Raw genomic sequence first — 15314 nt, 5'->3', positions numbered from 1 at the left:
GGGGTGTTGATACAGGTCAAAAGGGGGAGAAAAAACAGGGCCCGCAGGCCCTGTGTCATCAGATGAGGCTGGTTGCCTGCTCCAGCCAGGCGAGATCCTCGCCCTCAAGCAGTGGGCTCAGGCGGCGGAACACCTCGACATGGTATTCGTTGATCCAGCGGAACTCTGCCGGGCTCAGCAGACTGCGGTCGATGAGGCGAGTATCGAACGGCACATAAGTCAGCCGTTCGAAGCCCAGCATGGGCAGCTCGCCGACCTGTGCCTGTTCGGTCACCACCACCAGGTTTTCGCAGCGGATGCCGAACGCATCTTCGCGGTAGTAACCCGGCTCGTTGGAAAGCACCATGCCCGGTTGCAGGGCGACCATGCTCCCTTTCGGCGCGATGCGCTGGGGGCCTTCATGCACGCTCAGGAAGTGGCCGACCCCGTGACCGGTGCCGTGGTCATAGTTGTAACCGGCTTGCCACAGCGGCATGCGGGCCAGTACGTCGAGCTGGATGCCGGCGGTGCCGCGCGGGAAGCGGGCCTGATCCAGTGCGATATGGCCCTGCAGTACCCGGGTAAACATCGCTTTCTGCTCGTCGGTCACCTTACCCACCTTGATAGTACGGGTGATGTCGGTGGTGCCATCCATATATTGCGCGCCGGAATCCAGCAGATAGAGGCTGTCCTGACCGAAGGGGCGCGGGGTGCCGTTGGTGTGACGGTAGTGGCACATGGCGGCGTTGGGGCCAAGAGCGGAAATGGTATCGAAGCTCGGCTCGACATAGTGCTCCTGCTCACGGCGGAATGCTTCCACCTGATCGGCCAGGGTGCCTTCATCCACCCCCTCGAACTCGCCGGAGACGATCAGCCGATCCAGCCAGGCAAGAAAGCGGGTGACGGCGACGCCATCGCGCAGATGGGCGGCGCACATGCCGGTCAGCTCGACCTCGTTCTTGCACGCCTTCGGCAGCATGGTCGGATCCTGGCCGGCCACCAGGATGGCGCCTGCCTCTTCCATGATGAGCTGGGTCCAGGCGTTGGCCGTGTTGGGGTCGGCCAGCACTTTTTGCTGGTCTTCACCAATGCGTTGCAGCACGTCACCCAGCTTGTCGATGGGGTAGACGGAGACGTCTTGGCCAACGTGTTGGGTGAAGGCGAAGCAGTCAATTTTGTCGGTGTCGACGAAGAAATCCATGCTGGTGTTGGCGTAGAGCACGGCAAAGCCCAGCACCACAGGCAGCCGTGCCACATCGCGCCCACGCAGGTTGAGCAGCCAGTTGATGGGCTCGGCCTGGGTCAGCAGCACCGCATCCAGCCCGCGCTTGCGCAGATCTGCCGCTAGCAGTTCACGCTTGGCCTGGCTCGACTGGCCGGCCAGCTCTTCGCTGTAGAGGATGACCGGGGTCTTGGTCGGCACGGGGCGATCGCTCCAGTGCAGATCGATGGGGTTCTGTTCCACGCGTACCAGCTCGATACCACGCTCGGTCAACACGGCCTTGGCGTGTCGATACCAGGCCAGGCTGTGCAGGCGGGGGTCGAAACCGACCCGGGAGCCGGACGGCAGCTGATCCGCCAGCCACTGGACGTGGGGATCTTCATTGAGGTGGAGAAACTCAAACAGCTCGGCCGGTGCCTGCATACGGGCCTGCACAGTGTAACGACCATCGATGAACAGGGCCGCCCGCTGCGACATGATGATGGCGAGCCCGGCGGAGCCGTTGAAACCGGTGATCCAGTCCAGACGCTCGGCGTAGGCGGGAATGTACTCGCCCAGGTGCTCGTCATCGTGGGGGACGATAAACGCGTCCAGCTCCTGCAGGGCCAGCACGGCTCTGACTTGGGCCACGCGGGTTTCAATTATCTCGAAATGATTCATGTCGTTAGTGCCAGATGGTTGCTATATGAGTGTTCAGTTTTTATGGCCACTATCCAGGATCCGTTTGATCGACTGGCCTGCCGCTTCGATATGTTGTTTGAGCAGTACCACCGCCTCGTGCTTGCGCCGGGCGCGGCACAACTCCAGCAGTTGGGCGTGTTCACGCTCCGCCTTGTCCACGCCGTCGCTGGCAAACAGCAACTCGAAGCGGACATAGCGGTCACAGCTCAGATTTATCTGGGCGATCAGTTCAAGTGCCTGGGGGCGACCGGCTGCCTGATAGAGGGTGGCGTGAAAGCTGTGGTTCAACTCGGCCCAGTGTTCGATCTGGGTGCCTGATTCGAACGCCTGATCAAACTGGGCGAGGATCGCCTCCGCTTGCGCGAAGGTGGCTTCCGTCATCTTGTCGACGGCGTGAAACAGGGTATCGGCTTCCAGCAGGGCTCGCAAATAAAAGAGCTCCTCGATGGCCGAAGTGTCCAGCATGGTGACCACGGCGCCGCGGTGGGCCTCGAACTTCACCAGCCCCTGGGCCTCCAGCTGCATCAAGGCTTCCCGCACCGGAATGCGGCTCACCGCCAGCTCCTTGGCGATGGCATCCTGACGCAGGGGGGCGCCGGCGGGGAATTCGCCACGCAGGATCCGGCCACGGAGGTTTTCCATCACCATCTGGGTTCGGGTCTTGTAGGGTGGGGTCATGGTTGGGTCACAGGGGAATCGTTACGAAATTGTATATTGTATAAAGTTGGGCTGAATCTAACGTGCAACCGCACACAAGGCAAGGTTTGGCGGGGATCAAACGCCGCCCTTTGGTTAAAAAAATACCGGTCAGCAGGGCTGACCGGTATGGATGTCGGTAAGAGAAGGGGGCTGGTGTTACAGCTGCGGACCCGCAGCAATCAGGCGCTTGCCCTCTTCGTTATCGGTGAAGCGCTCGAAGTTCTTGATGAAGCGCTGGGCCAGATCCTGGGCCTTGGCATCCCACTCTGCCTTATTGGCATAAGTGTCGCGCGGGTCGAGGATCGCCGGGTTCACGTCGTGCAGTGCGGTCGGCACTTCCAGATTGAATATCGGCAGCACCTTGGTCTCGGCCTTCTCGATGGAGCCATCCAGGATGGCGTCAATGATGGCGCGGGTATCCTTGATGGAGATGCGCTTGCCGGTGCCGTTCCAGCCGGTGTTGACCAGATAGGCTTCTGCGCCGGCCGCTTCCATCCGTTTCACCAGCTCCTGGCCGTACTTGGTCGGGTGCAGACTGAGGAAGGCTGCGCCGAAGCAGGAGGAGAAGGTCGGCGTCGGTTCTGTGATGCCACGCTCGGTACCGGCCAGTTTGGCGGTGAAGCCGGACAGGAAGTGGTACTTGGTCTGCTCCTTGGTCAGCTTGGAGACAGGGGGCAGCACACCGAAGGCATCGGCAGTCAGGAAGATCACCTTGTTGGCATGACCCGCCTTGGAGATCGGCTTGACGATGTTCTCGATGTGATAGATGGGGTAGGAGACCCGGGTGTTCTCGGTCTTGGAGCCATCATCGAAGTCGATGGTGCCATCGGCGGCGACGGTCACGTTCTCCAGCAGCGCATCGCGACGGATGGCGTGGTAGATGTCCGGCTCGGCTTCCTTGGAGAGCTTGATGGTCTTGGCGTAGCAACCCCCTTCGAAGTTGAACACGCCGTGGTCATCCCAACCGTGCTCGTCATCGCCGATAAGCGCACGCTTGGGATCGGTGGAGAGGGTGGTTTTGCCGGTGCCGGAGAGACCGAAGAAGACGGCGACGTCGCCGTCCTGACCCACGTTGGCAGAGCAGTGCATGGAGGCAATGCCGCGCAGGGGCAGGAAGTAGTTCATCATGGAGAACATGCCCTTCTTCATCTCGCCACCGTACCAGGTGCCACCGATGAGCTGCATCTTCTCGGTCATGTTGAAGGCGACGAAGTTCTCGGAGTTGAGACCCTGCTCCTTCCAGTTCGAGTTGGTGCACTTGGCACCGTTCATCACCACGAAGTCAGGTTTGAAGGTTTTCAGCTCTTCATCGCTCGGGCGAATGAACATGTTCTTCACGAAGTGAGCCTGCCAGGCCACCTCTGTGATGATGCGCACGGCCAGGCGGGTATCCGGGTTGGCACCGCAGAAGCCATCGACCACAAACAGGCGTTTGCCGGAAAGTTGTGTGGTCACCAGGGATTTCAGATGTGACCACACTTCCGGGGTAATCGCTTTGTTATCGTTTTTACCCTGATCAGACCACCACACAGTATTCTGGGTGGTAGCGTCTTTGACGATATATTTATCTTTCGGGGAGCGGCCGGTGAAGATGCCTGTATTGACGTTGACGGCACCCAGCTCGGTCACCACGCCGCGCTCGAACCCTTCCAGGTCAGAACGTGTCTCTTCCGCGAAAAGCTGATCGTAAGAGGGGTTGCGAACGATTTCTTGGCTGTTTTTGATACCGTACTGGTCCAGTTCTAATTGTTGGGCCAGGGTGGGTTCTGCCACGATTGTCATTGTATTCTCCTGGGGTCAGAGGTGTGTAGGGCTCTATCTGGCGTTTATCCTATCACTTAGGTGGTAGGGTTTAGCGATCGCCATCAAACTTTATAAAATAGGGTGTTTTTTTGTTATTTAAGTTAAAGGCGGGTTTTGCCCGCCTTCAATTAGTGTAACTTGTTTGCATCATTATCGGGAGCCCTGCTGAACAGGGTTTCGACGTCGATCCCATCGAATTGGTACTGGGCGCCGCAATAATCACAATGCATGTCGATCTTGCCGAGCTCCTGCACCATCTCCATCACCTCTTCCTTTTCTATCTGCAACAGGGCCCCTTCGCAGCGTGCGCGGGAGCAGGTGCAGCGGAACTCGACCGCCTGCGGATCGAACACCCGCACCTTGTCCTGATGGTAGAGCCGGTAGAGGATCTCTTCCGCTTCCAGGCCGAACAGTTCTGCATCCTTGATGGTGGCGGTGAGCTGGGTCAGGTGATCGAAATCTGCGCTGTGATCCTCGCTCTGGGCGGGCAGTGCCTGCAGCAGTATGCCGGCGGCACGCGGTGCGCCTTCGTGGTAGCCGGTACGGATCCACAGCTTGGTGGCCAGCTGTTCCGACTGGGCAAAGTAGTGCTCCAGGCAACCTGCCAGGGTGTCTGCGTCCAGCGCTATGATGCCTTGGTAGCGTTCACCCTGCTCCGGGGTGATGGTGATGATCAGCTGGCCTTCACCGATCAGGCTCTGCAGCTTGCCATCGTTTGGCAGCTCGCCCTCAAAACGGGCCACACCGCGCAGTTGCTGGTTGTTGTCACCGTTGATGACGGCGAGGCGCACCGGGCCATCGCCCTGCAACTGCACCGTGATGGAGCCTTCAAACTTGAGGGTGGCGGTCAGCAGGCTGGTGGCAACCAGCAGCTCACCCAGGAGTTTTTGCACCTGCACCGGGTAGTTCTGGGCTTCCACTACGTGGCGGTAGGTATGGTCCAGCTGGACCAGCTCACCCCGGACTTCGTACTCTTCAAACAGATAGCGATACAGGAGATCTTGGTTACTCATCATGCATTCCTGGGTTCTTAGGTGAGGTAAATAGATAAAAATATTATTAAACAGTTGGTTAGGAACTTATCCCGCCTCCTGTCGTCATAAAAGGGCCACGTTGGCGAGTCAGTATTGCTTGACCTTGATTAGCTGGCGTCGCTCTTGCTTGTCGGGGCGGCGCTCGGGGCTTGGGGCAAACTGGCTGTTGAAGCGGCGCGCCTCGCTGTTCTCGGCCCGTTTTTTCAGGCTGGCTGCTGTCTCTTCATAGAGCAGTTGGGCCAGCGGTGCGGACTTGCGCTGTTCGCTCACTTGCAGCACCCGCACCTCCCGTTCGTCCTGGCCTTGCCAGACACGGATGAGGGCACCGGCTTCGACGGCCTTGCCCGGCTTGCTGCGCTGGCCGTTGTAGTGCACCTTGCCCCCTTCAATCTGATCGCGGGCCAGGCTGCGTGTTTTGTAAAAACGCGCTGCCCACAACCATTTGTCGAGGCGGACCTGGGTTGTGGTTTCTGCGGGATTCGGCATGAATCGACTCCGGGATGGCTGAAAGGGGAGCCTGATTATACCAGAGGCAGGCCTCGGGATAGAAACGGGGGGGCTTATGGTGTGACGCAATGTCAATTTTCGCAGCTTCATCCCATCCGGTCGGTTGTCTCTGGGTCCATTGCCGTACACAATAGCCAACCGATTTGGATGCCAGAATATATTGATAAACATGACGCTACCGTTCAGGGATGACTTGTTGAGCTCCCTTCTGGCCCGTTGCAAAACCGTGCCGCTCTCCCGTTTCAGCCAGCCTCTGTTCTGGCTTCTGCTGCTGTTGCTGGCCCACCAGTGTGCCGGTCTTACCTGGCGTCTGCTGGATCTCGGCAGCCAGCAAGCCAGCCAACCCTGGCAACCGGCCATGGTCTCCAGTCCGGGCCAGGGCACGGCCCGACTCGATCTCAGCGGTATCAGCCGGCTGGCGCTGTTTGGCAAGGCGAAGCAACAGGCCCAAGCGGCCGATGCTGTCGCCGCCGATGCTCCCAAGACTCAGCTCAACGCCCAGCTCAACGGTGTGCTGGCGAGTTCTGACCCGGCCAAATCCATCGCCATCATCGCCCACAACGGTGTGCAGAACTCCTATGGCATCGGTGATTTCATCGATGGCACCCAGGCCAAAATTCGTCAGGTGTTTGCCGATCGTGTCATCATAGAGCGGGACGGGCGGGACGAGACCCTGATGCTGGACGGGGAAGAGTACGGCAAGCCACTGCCCAAGGCGGGCAATCAGGATGACAAGCTCTCCTCGGTGCGCACCGAACTGCTGGGCAACCCCGGCAAGATCACCGATTACCTCAATATTTCCCCAGTACGGGTGGATGGTCGCATGGTCGGCTATCGCCTCAATCCGGGCAGCAATCCAGAGCTGTTCAATCAACTCGGTCTGGTCGCCAACGACATGGCGGTCAGCATCAATGGCCTCGATTTGCGGGATAACGCTCAGGCCATGCAGGCAATGCAGCAGGTGGCTGGCGCCACGGAAATGACCGTCACCGTCGAGCGGCAAGGACAGCTCTATGACGTTTATGTCGGCTTGTCAGAATAATGATTTGGAGTAGCACCAAGAATGATAAATAAAGGGAATGGCTGGCGTCTGGCCACGGTTGCGGCGGCGCTGATGATGGCAGGTTCTGCCTGGGCCACCGAGTATTCTGCCAGCTTCAAGAATGCCGACATCGAAGAGTTCATCAACACGGTCGGCAAGAACCTGAGCAAGACCATCATCATAGAGCCTTCGGTGCGCGGCAAGATCAACGTCCGCAGTTACGACCTGTTCAACGAGGAGCAGTACTACCAGTTCTTCCTGAGCGTGCTCGATGTCTATGGTTTCGCTGTGGTGCCTATGGATAACGGTGTGCTCAAGGTGGTGCGCTCCAAGGATGCCAAGACCTCTGCCATCCCTGTGGTGGATGAGACCAACCCGGGCATAGGTGACGAGATGGTGACCCGGGTGGTGCCGGTGCGTAACGTCTCGGTGCGCGAACTGGCTCCTCTGCTGCGTCAGCTCAATGACAACGCCGGTGGCGGCAACGTGGTCCATTACGATCCCTCCAATGTGCTGCTCATTACGGGCCGTGCCGCTGTGGTCAACCGTCTGGTGGAAGTGGTACGCCGGGTCGACAAGGCGGGCGATCAGGAAGTGGACATCATCAAGCTGAAATATGCCTCCGCCGGCGAAATGGTGCGGCTGGTGACCAACCTCAACAAGGATGGCAACAGTCAGGGCGGCAACACCTCCCTGCTGCTGGCCCCCAAGGTGGTGGCCGACGAGCGCACCAACTCGGTGGTGGTCAGTGGTGAACCCAAGGCGCGGGCCCGCATCATACAGATGGTGCGCCAGCTCGATCGGGATCTGCAGAGCCAGGGCAACACTCGGGTCTTCTACCTGAAATATGGCAAAGCCAAGGACATGGTGGAGGTGCTCAAGGGGGTCAGCTCCAGCATAGAAGCGGACAAGAAGGGGGGCGGCACCACGGCCGGTGGCGGCAACGCCAGCATAGGGGGGGGCAAGCTGGCCATCTCCGCCGACGAGACCACCAATGCGCTGGTCATCACGGCCCAGCCGGATGTGATGGCCGAGCTGGAGCAGGTGGTTGCCAAGCTGGATATCCGCCGTGCCCAGGTGCTGGTGGAGGCGATCATCGTCGAAATTGCCGACGGTGACGGTCTCAACCTCGGGGTGCAGTGGGCCAATACCAACGGTGGTGGTACCCAGTTTACCAATGCTGGCCCAGGTATAGGTTCAGTGGCCATCGCCGCCAAGGATTACAAAGATAACGGTAACACCACGGGTATTGCCAAGTTGGCGGAGAATTTCAACGGCATGGCGGCCGGTTTCTACCAGGGTAACTGGGCCATGTTGGTGACGGCACTCTCCACCAATACCAAGAGCGATATTCTCTCCACCCCGAGTATCGTCACCATGGACAACAAGGAAGCCTCCTTCAACGTCGGCCAGGAAGTGCCGGTGCAGACGGGCACCCAGAACTCCACCTCCGGTGACACCACCTTCAGCACCATAGAGCGCAAGACGGTGGGTACCAAGCTGGTAGTGACGCCGCAGATTAACGAAGGGGACTCTGTGCTGCTCACTATCGAGCAGGAGGTCTCCAGCGTGGGTAAACAAGCGACAGGAACGGACGGCCTGGGCCCCACCTTCGATACCCGCACCGTCAAGAACGCCGTGCTGGTGAAGAGTGGCGAAACCGTGGTGCTGGGCGGCCTGATGGATGAACAGACCAAGGAGGAGATCTCCAAGGTGCCTTTGCTGGGCGATATCCCTGTGCTGGGCTACCTGTTCCGCTCTACTTCCAACACCACGTCCAAGCGCAACCTGATGGTCTTTATCCGACCCACCATATTGCGCGATGCCAACGTCTACTCGGGAATCTCCAGCAACAAGTACACCATGTTCCGGGCCGAGCAGCTGGAAGCGGCCGCGCAGGAGGGTTATCTCACCTCGCCCAAACGCCAGGTGCTGCCTGAATATGGCCAGGATGTGGCCCAGTCGCCCGAGGTACAGAAACAGATTGAGCTGATGAAGGCGCGCCAGCAGGCGACAGCCGACGGAGCGCAGCCGTTCGTGGGTAACAAGTAATGGCGGCATACCAGCTCGATAACACGAGTTTGCCGGCGACCCTGCCCGAGCTGCCGTTCGCCTTTGCCCGCAACTTCGGTGTCGTCCTGACCGAGCGGCAGGGGCTCCCCCTGCTGCAGTGCCGTCCGGGGGTGGCGCCGCAAACCCTGCTGGAGGTGCGGCGGGTGGTGGGATGCGCCTTTGAGGTGGAGCAGCTCGGCAATGACGAGTTTGAAGAGTTGTTGATGGCGCACTACCAGCGCGACTCTTCCGAGGCGCGCCAGCTGATGGAAGATCTCGGCAATGAGATGGACTTCTTCGCCTTGGCGGAAGAGCTGCCCCAGAGCGAGGATCTGCTGGACGCCGATGATGACGCCCCTATCATTCGCCTCATCAACGCCATGTTGAGCGAGGCGATAAAAGAGGAGGCGTCTGATATCCATATCGAGACGTTCGAGCGGGTGCTGGTCATTCGTTTCCGCATCGATGGCGTGCTGCGGGAGATACTGCGCCCCCATCGCAAGCTGGCATCGCTCTTGGTATCGCGCATCAAGGTCATGTCGCGGATGGACATCGCCGAGAAGCGGGTGCCGCAGGATGGCCGCATCTCGCTGCGCATCGGTGGCCGGGCGGTGGACGTGCGGGTTTCCACCATGCCGTCCAGCTACGGCGAGCGGGCGGTATTGCGTCTGCTTGACAAGAACAACGTGCGCCTCGAGCTCAAGCAGCTTGGCATGACGCTTGCCAACCGTAACATCATCAGCGAACTCATTCGCAAACCTCACGGCATCATTCTGGTGACGGGCCCGACCGGTTCGGGCAAGTCCACCACCCTCTATGCGGCGCTCTCCGAGATAAACTCCCGGGATCGCAACATTCTCACGGTCGAGGATCCCATCGAATTCGACCTCGAAGGGGTGGGCCAGACCCAGGTCAACACCAAGGTGGACATGACCTTCGCCCGTGGCCTGCGCGCCATTTTGCGACAGGATCCGGACGTAGTGATGGTGGGGGAAATTCGCGACCTCGAGACCGCCCAGATAGCGGTGCAGGCGTCGCTCACCGGTCACCTCGTGATGTCGACCCTGCACACCAACACCGCCATCGGTGCCATCACCCGGATGCGGGACATGGGGATAGAGCCTTTCCTGCTCTCCTCGTCGCTCTTGGCTGTGCTGGCGCAGCGGCTGGTGCGCACCCTCTGTCCGGATTGCCGCGCTCCGCGCCCGATCACGGAGCAGGAGCGCCTGGCCATGGGGATGGCGTTAGCGCCGGATCAGCAGGTATGGCGCCCGGTGGGCTGCGAGCAGTGCAACCACACCGGCTATCGCGGCCGGACTGGCATTCACGAGCTGGTGGTGATCGACGAGGCGGTGCGCGAGGCGATCCACAGCGCCAGTGGTGAACTCGCCATCGAGCGGTTGATCCGGGACCATACCCCCAGCATACGCCGCGACGGTATCGACAAGGTGCTCAAGGGCCAGACCAGCCTGGAAGAAGTGCTGAGAGTGACCCGGGAAGATTGATGTGCGGTCAGGCAAGCGCGGCCGGACAGACTCAGGAACACAATGCCTGATGGCAGCTAGCTGAATCGGGATAACGAGACGTCACAGTGTTAGGGCAGAGGAGCAAGAGTATTGTCAGCATTTGAATACAAAGCCCTCGACAGCAAGGGGCGCCAGAAGCAGGGGGTGACCGAGGGTGATTCGGCCCGTCAGGTGCGCCAGCAACTGCGTGAGCAGGGGCTGACCCCGCTCGAGGTGAACGAGACTACAGAGAAAGCAAAGCGGGAAGCGAATCGCTTCGTGCTGTTTCGCCGTGGCGCCTCCACCTCCGAGCTGGCCCTCATCACCCGTCAGCTGGCGACCCTGGTGGGTGCCGGTCTCACCATCGAAGAGGCGCTGCGGGCGGTGGCCGAGCAGTGCGAGAAGGCTCACCTGCGCAGTCTGGTGGCAACCGTGCGCAGCAAGGTAGTAGAAGGCTACTCGCTGGCCGATTCGCTGGGGGCATTCCCCCACGTGTTCGATCAGCTGTTTCGCTCCATGGTGGCGGCCGGTGAAAAATCGGGCCATCTGGAGAAGGTGCTAAACCGGCTCGCCGACTACACGGAGCAGCGCCAGCACATGCGTACCAAGCTGCTGCAGGCGATGATCTACCCCATAGTCCTCACTCTGGTGGCGGTCGGGGTCATCTCGATCCTGCTCACCGCCGTGGTGCCCAAGGTGGTGGCCCAGTTTGAACACATGGGCCAGCAACTGCCTGCGACGACCCGTTTCCTCATCGGCACCAGCGAGCTGATGCAGCATTATGGCCTCTGGTTCCTGCTGCTGCTGTTTATCGGTGGGTTTGTCTGGCGCTGGTGGCTGACCGACGAGAAGCGTCGCCGTCACTGGCACCAGGTGGTGCTGCGCCTGCCGGTCATTGGCCGGGTCAGCCGTGGTCTCAACACAGCCCGCTTCGCCCGTACCCTGAGCATACTCAACGCCAGCGCCGTGCCCCTGCTGGAGGGGATGAAGATCGCCGGCGAAGTGCTCTCCAATGACTTCGCCCGTACTCGCATCAGTGAGGCCACCGAGCGGGTGAGGGAGGGGACCAGCCTGCGCAAGGCGCTGGATGAAACCAAAATTTTCCCGCCCATGATGCTGCACATGATCGCCTCTGGTGAGCAGAGCGGCGAGCTCGACAGCATGCTGGAGCGGGCGGCGGACAACCAGGACAGGGAATTTGAAACCCAGGTGAATATCGCCCTTGGCGTGTTTGAGCCCCTGCTGGTGGTCTCCATGGCCGGGGTCGTGCTGTTTATCGTGATGTCGATCCTGCAGCCGATCCTTGAGCTCAACAACATGGTGAATCTGTAAGGTTCGGGTGTTCGAATACGCTTCGCTATTCGAACCTGCAAATCCAATCGAACTCGCAGGTTCGATTAGCCGGCAGGCGTAATCGAACGATCGCGGTTTAACAGTTAATCGTTGATGGTTCATGCCATCTCATTTCGTTAGGGAGTAAGTCATGCAAAAGCGTCGTCAATCCGGTTTTACTCTGCTGGAAGTCATGGTGGTCATCGTGATCCTCGGGATCCTGGCCAGCCTGGTGGTGCCCAACCTGATGGGTAACAAAGAGAAGGCTGACCAGCAGAAAGCGGTCTCCGATATAGTGGCGCTGGAAAATGCCCTCGACATGTACAAGTTGGACAACAACCGTTACCCGACCACCGAGCAGGGCCTGGATGCCTTGGTCACCAAGCCGACCGCCGCCCCCGAGCCGCGTAGCTACCGTGACGGCGGTTACATCAAGCGCCTGCCGCAGGATCCCTGGGGCAACCCGTACCAGATGCTGAGCCCGGGCCAGTTTGGCAAGCTCGATATCTTCTCCATGGGGCTGGATGGCGAAGCCGGTACCGATGACGACATCGGCAACTGGAATCTGAAGGATTTCCAATAAGTGATTGATTGCGCTGCCATCAAGGTGCTGTGGATGAGGCAGCCGTGAGGGGCTCGTCATCGCGTCATCGCCAAGCCGGTTTCACCCTGCTGGAGGTCTTGCTGGTGGCCATGCTGATGGGGCTGGTGGCCACCGCCGTCACCCTCAGCATGGGAGGCGCCAGAGGCGATCGCGAGCTCGACAAGCAGGCGCGCCGCTTCATGGCGACCCTGCAACAGGCTCAGGAGTATTCGGTGATGGATGGCCGGCTAGTAGGGCTTCGCATCGAAGAGCATGGCTGGCAGTTCATGCAGCGCGGGGCCAAGGATCGCAAGTGGCAGGCGCTGACCGGCGACAAGATCCTGGGGCAGGTACAACTGCCTGACACCATGCTGCTGGCCATTGAGCTCGAAGGGTTCAGCTGGCGGAGCGAGTCCGACGAGAAAACCGAGCAGGGTCGGGACGAGAAGGAGCGCACGCCCCAGGTGTTGATCTTCCCCGGTGGCGAGCTCAGCCCCTTCGTATTGACCCTGACCCAGCAGGATGAGGATGTGCGCTACCTGCGTACGGTCAAGGCAGATGAATTCGGCCGTTTGCAGCTGTTGCAAGATGGCGAGGAGGGGGCTGAATGAACATCGGCGGCGTGACGCTGTTGTTGAAGGCCGGGGTGATGGTGGCGCCGCTACCGGGTCCGGGTCGGCACTCCGGGTCGGGGGTGATCACATGAACGCCCGTGGCATGACCTTGCTGGAAGTGATGGTCGCGCTGGCGGTGTTTGCCATCGCGGGTCTGGCTGTGATGAAGGCCGCCAGCGAACACCTCTCTGCGCTCAATTATCTGGAAGAGAAGACGCTGGCAACCTGGGTGGCGGAAAACCAGTTGGTGCAGCAGAAACTCGACGCCAGGTGGCCCGGCGATAGCTGGGTGGAAGGGGACGAGAAGATGGCTGGGCAGACCTGGTATTGGCGCTATCGCGGCGTCGCCACCGCCGACAACAACTTCAAGGCACTGGATATGGAAGTGCGTACCGCGCCCAAGGCCGAGAGCCCTGTGGCCATGCTCCGGACCTATATCAGCCGATGACAACAGCCAAGGACCTATCCGCGACGCGAGCACACCCGCCGGGCTTCACTCAGCGGGAGAGATCGATGCGGACATCGTCATTACCCAGGCCGAGAGTGCGATATCGCGGCCGTCAGGACGGTTTTACTCTGCTGGAGATGCTGGTGGCCATCGCCATTTTCGCCAGCCTCAGCATGGGCGCCTATCAGGTACTGCAGGGGGTGCTCACCAGTGACGAGGTGTCCAAGAAGAAGGAGGCCCGTCTCTCCGAGTTGCAACTGGCCTTTACCCTGATGGAGCGGGACATTACCCAGATGGTGCCCCGCAGCGGCCGTATCGACGGCGAGAACAACAAGGTGCTGCTGGCGGTATCCCGCTTCGGCCAGCAGAGCGACGATTGGGGCATGGCCTTCATTCGCGGTGGTTGGCTCAATCCGGATGGCATGCTGCCACGATCCGGCTTGCAGCGGGTCGGCTGGCGCCTCAAGGATCACACGCTGGAGCGCCTCAGCTACCTCTATCCGGATCCCGTGATCGGCACAGAGCCGCGCATCCAGCCCATGCTGGATCGGGTGACAGCGCTGCGGTTCTATTTTTACGATAAGGGTGTCTGGAAAGAGGAGTGGACCCAGCGCAACGTGCTGCCTTACGGCCTGGCGGTGGAGCTGGATCTGGAAGATTACGGCACAGTTCGCCGCCAGTTCCTCATCGGGGCCGGTGGCCAGCGAGCAGAAAATGGGAACTAAGCGGACAGGGGGCGGCAGCATGCACTCTTGCCGCCGTCAGGGTGGCATGGCCCTGCTGGTGGTACTGCTCATATTGTCGGTGATGGTGATCATCGCCAGCAACATGAGCGGTCGCCTGCAGCTGGAGCTGCGCCGTACCGGCAACCTTACTGCCGGCAAGCAAGCCTGGTGGTATGCCATGTCGGCGGAAGCCCTGGTGAGCAAGGTGCTGGCTCAGGATTTCAAGGATGACCCCAATGTGGTGAGCCTGGGTCAGAACTGGGCCAAGCAGGATGCTGTCTTCCCGGTGGATGACGGCAAGCTGACCGGCCGGGTGCGGGATCTGCAATCCTGCTTCAACCTCAACAGCCTGAGCGTGCCCCTGAAAGAGGGGGAGAGCGGCGATGACCTCGAGAAGCAGCCTTATCCGGTCAAGGTGTTTCGCGCCCTGCTCAAGCAGCTCGAGGTCGAGGATTACGAGGCGGTGCAGCTGACCGATGCCATCCGCGACTGGACCGACAAGGACACGGCGCTGGTCTCCAGCTACGGTGCCGAGGATGCCTATTACGAGGGGCTGACCCCCCCTTATCTGACCGCGAACCAGTGGATGCTCAGCACGGACGAGCTGAGGGCGGTGCGTGGTGTGAGCGCCAAGTTGTATGCCCGGCTGGCGCCTTATGTCTGCGCCCTGCCGAGCGAGAAGCTGGTGGTGAACATCAACACCATCAAGCCGGAACAGGCGGCGCTGCTGGTGGCGCTCTATCTGGACAAGGTGGGGCTCGATGATGCCAAGCGGGTGCTGACCAGCCGCCCCCAGAAGGGGTGGAAGAACAAGAAAGAGATGACGGACCAGATGACAGCGCAGGTGAGCGGCATCCAGGGGCTGGATGCGGCGCTGGACGTCAAGAGCAGCTACTTCGAGGCCAAATTGATCGCCGAGGTGGGTGATACCCGGGCCAGGCTGGAGAGCGTCTTTTTTCGTGGCAAGGACAACAAGCTGGTGATGCTGCGTCGCCTCAATGGCGGCGCCGAATGACAAACAGGTGTGGGGAGCGGCGACTGGCCGTACCCGCCCTGACCTCGTATTGGACAGCAGCCGAGGGCTGCGC

Annotated in this window: 14 protein-coding genes; 9 read left to right on the top strand and 5 right to left on the bottom strand. The window is 60.4% G+C overall.

What is annotated here, in order from left to right; genetic code table 11:
* Positions 1 to 58: 58 nt before the first annotated feature.
* From GWQ22_RS06275 to hslR, 5 genes are all read right to left on the bottom strand, one after another.
* On the bottom strand, positions 59 to 1861 hold the full coding sequence (locus GWQ22_RS06275; protein WP_275929777.1) for an aminopeptidase P family protein: 1803 nt from the start codon (positions 1859 to 1861) through the stop codon (positions 59 to 61).
* A gap of 33 nt (positions 1862 to 1894) precedes the next feature.
* On the bottom strand, positions 1895 to 2560 hold the full coding sequence (locus tag GWQ22_RS06270) for a GntR family transcriptional regulator (RefSeq protein ID WP_275929776.1): 666 nt from the start codon (positions 2558 to 2560) through the stop codon (positions 1895 to 1897).
* Positions 2561 to 2737: 177 nt separating this feature from the next.
* Positions 2738 to 4363 (bottom strand): phosphoenolpyruvate carboxykinase (ATP), encoded by a 1626-nt coding sequence (pckA, locus tag GWQ22_RS06265; protein WP_275929775.1) that lies wholly within the window; start codon positions 4361 to 4363, stop codon positions 2738 to 2740.
* Between the two features lie 149 nt (positions 4364 to 4512).
* On the bottom strand, positions 4513 to 5397 hold the full coding sequence (hslO, locus tag GWQ22_RS06260) for an Hsp33 family molecular chaperone HslO (protein ID WP_042038683.1): 885 nt from the start codon (positions 5395 to 5397) through the stop codon (positions 4513 to 4515).
* A 108-nt stretch (positions 5398 to 5505) separates the two neighbouring features.
* Positions 5506 to 5904, bottom strand: coding sequence for a ribosome-associated heat shock protein Hsp15 (gene hslR / locus GWQ22_RS06255; protein WP_042038685.1), 399 nt, complete (start codon positions 5902 to 5904; stop codon positions 5506 to 5508).
* 214 nt (positions 5905 to 6118) lie between these two features.
* Between hslR and exeC the strand changes: the two genes are divergently transcribed.
* From exeC to exeK, 9 genes are all read left to right on the top strand, one after another.
* Positions 6119 to 6967 carry a GspC family type II secretion system variant ExeC gene (gene exeC, locus GWQ22_RS06250; protein WP_275929774.1) on the top strand — a complete coding sequence of 283 codons (849 nt, stop codon included), beginning with the start codon at positions 6119 to 6121 and terminating at the stop codon, positions 6965 to 6967.
* A 21-nt stretch (positions 6968 to 6988) separates the two neighbouring features.
* Positions 6989 to 9019, top strand: coding sequence for a GspD family T2SS secretin variant ExeD (gene exeD, locus GWQ22_RS06245; protein WP_275929773.1), 2031 nt, complete (start codon positions 6989 to 6991; stop codon positions 9017 to 9019).
* Positions 9019 to 10524 (top strand): GspE family T2SS ATPase variant ExeE, encoded by a 1506-nt coding sequence (gene exeE / locus GWQ22_RS06240; RefSeq protein ID WP_275929772.1) that lies wholly within the window; start codon positions 9019 to 9021, stop codon positions 10522 to 10524. Before exeD ends, exeE begins: the two co-directional genes overlap by 1 nt.
* Positions 10525 to 10635: 111 nt before the next feature.
* On the top strand, positions 10636 to 11856 hold the full coding sequence (gene exeF, locus GWQ22_RS06235) for a GspF family T2SS innner membrane protein variant ExeF (protein ID WP_108537329.1): 1221 nt from the start codon (positions 10636 to 10638) through the stop codon (positions 11854 to 11856).
* Between the two features lie 151 nt (positions 11857 to 12007).
* Positions 12008 to 12439 (top strand): GspG family T2SS major pseudopilin variant ExeG, encoded by a 432-nt coding sequence (gene exeG / locus GWQ22_RS06230; RefSeq protein WP_042038692.1) that lies wholly within the window; start codon positions 12008 to 12010, stop codon positions 12437 to 12439.
* Between the two features lie 44 nt (positions 12440 to 12483).
* Positions 12484 to 13050, top strand: a complete 567-nt coding sequence (exeH, locus tag GWQ22_RS06225) for a GspH family T2SS minor pseudopilin variant ExeH (RefSeq protein ID WP_042038922.1) — start codon at positions 12484 to 12486, stop codon at positions 13048 to 13050.
* A gap of 91 nt (positions 13051 to 13141) precedes the next feature.
* Entirely contained in the window at positions 13142 to 13501 is a 360-nt protein-coding gene (exeI, locus tag GWQ22_RS06220) for a GspI family T2SS minor pseudopilin variant ExeI (protein WP_042038694.1), read from the top strand.
* 95 nt (positions 13502 to 13596) lie between these two features.
* On the top strand, positions 13597 to 14226 hold the full coding sequence (exeJ, locus tag GWQ22_RS06215) for a GspJ family T2SS minor pseudopilin variant ExeJ (RefSeq protein WP_275929771.1): 630 nt from the start codon (positions 13597 to 13599) through the stop codon (positions 14224 to 14226).
* Positions 14216 to 15241 carry a GspK family T2SS minor pseudopilin variant ExeK gene (gene exeK, locus GWQ22_RS06210; protein WP_275929770.1) on the top strand — a complete coding sequence of 342 codons (1026 nt, stop codon included), beginning with the start codon at positions 14216 to 14218 and terminating at the stop codon, positions 15239 to 15241. Before exeJ ends, exeK begins: the two co-directional genes overlap by 11 nt.
* Positions 15242 to 15314: the final 73 nt, after the last annotated feature.

It is taken from the genome of Aeromonas sp. 1HA1, from assembly GCF_029237385.1.
Lineage (GTDB): Bacteria > Pseudomonadota > Gammaproteobacteria > Enterobacterales > Aeromonadaceae > Aeromonas > Aeromonas popoffii.
This window is presented reverse-complemented; position numbering and strand designations above follow the sequence as displayed.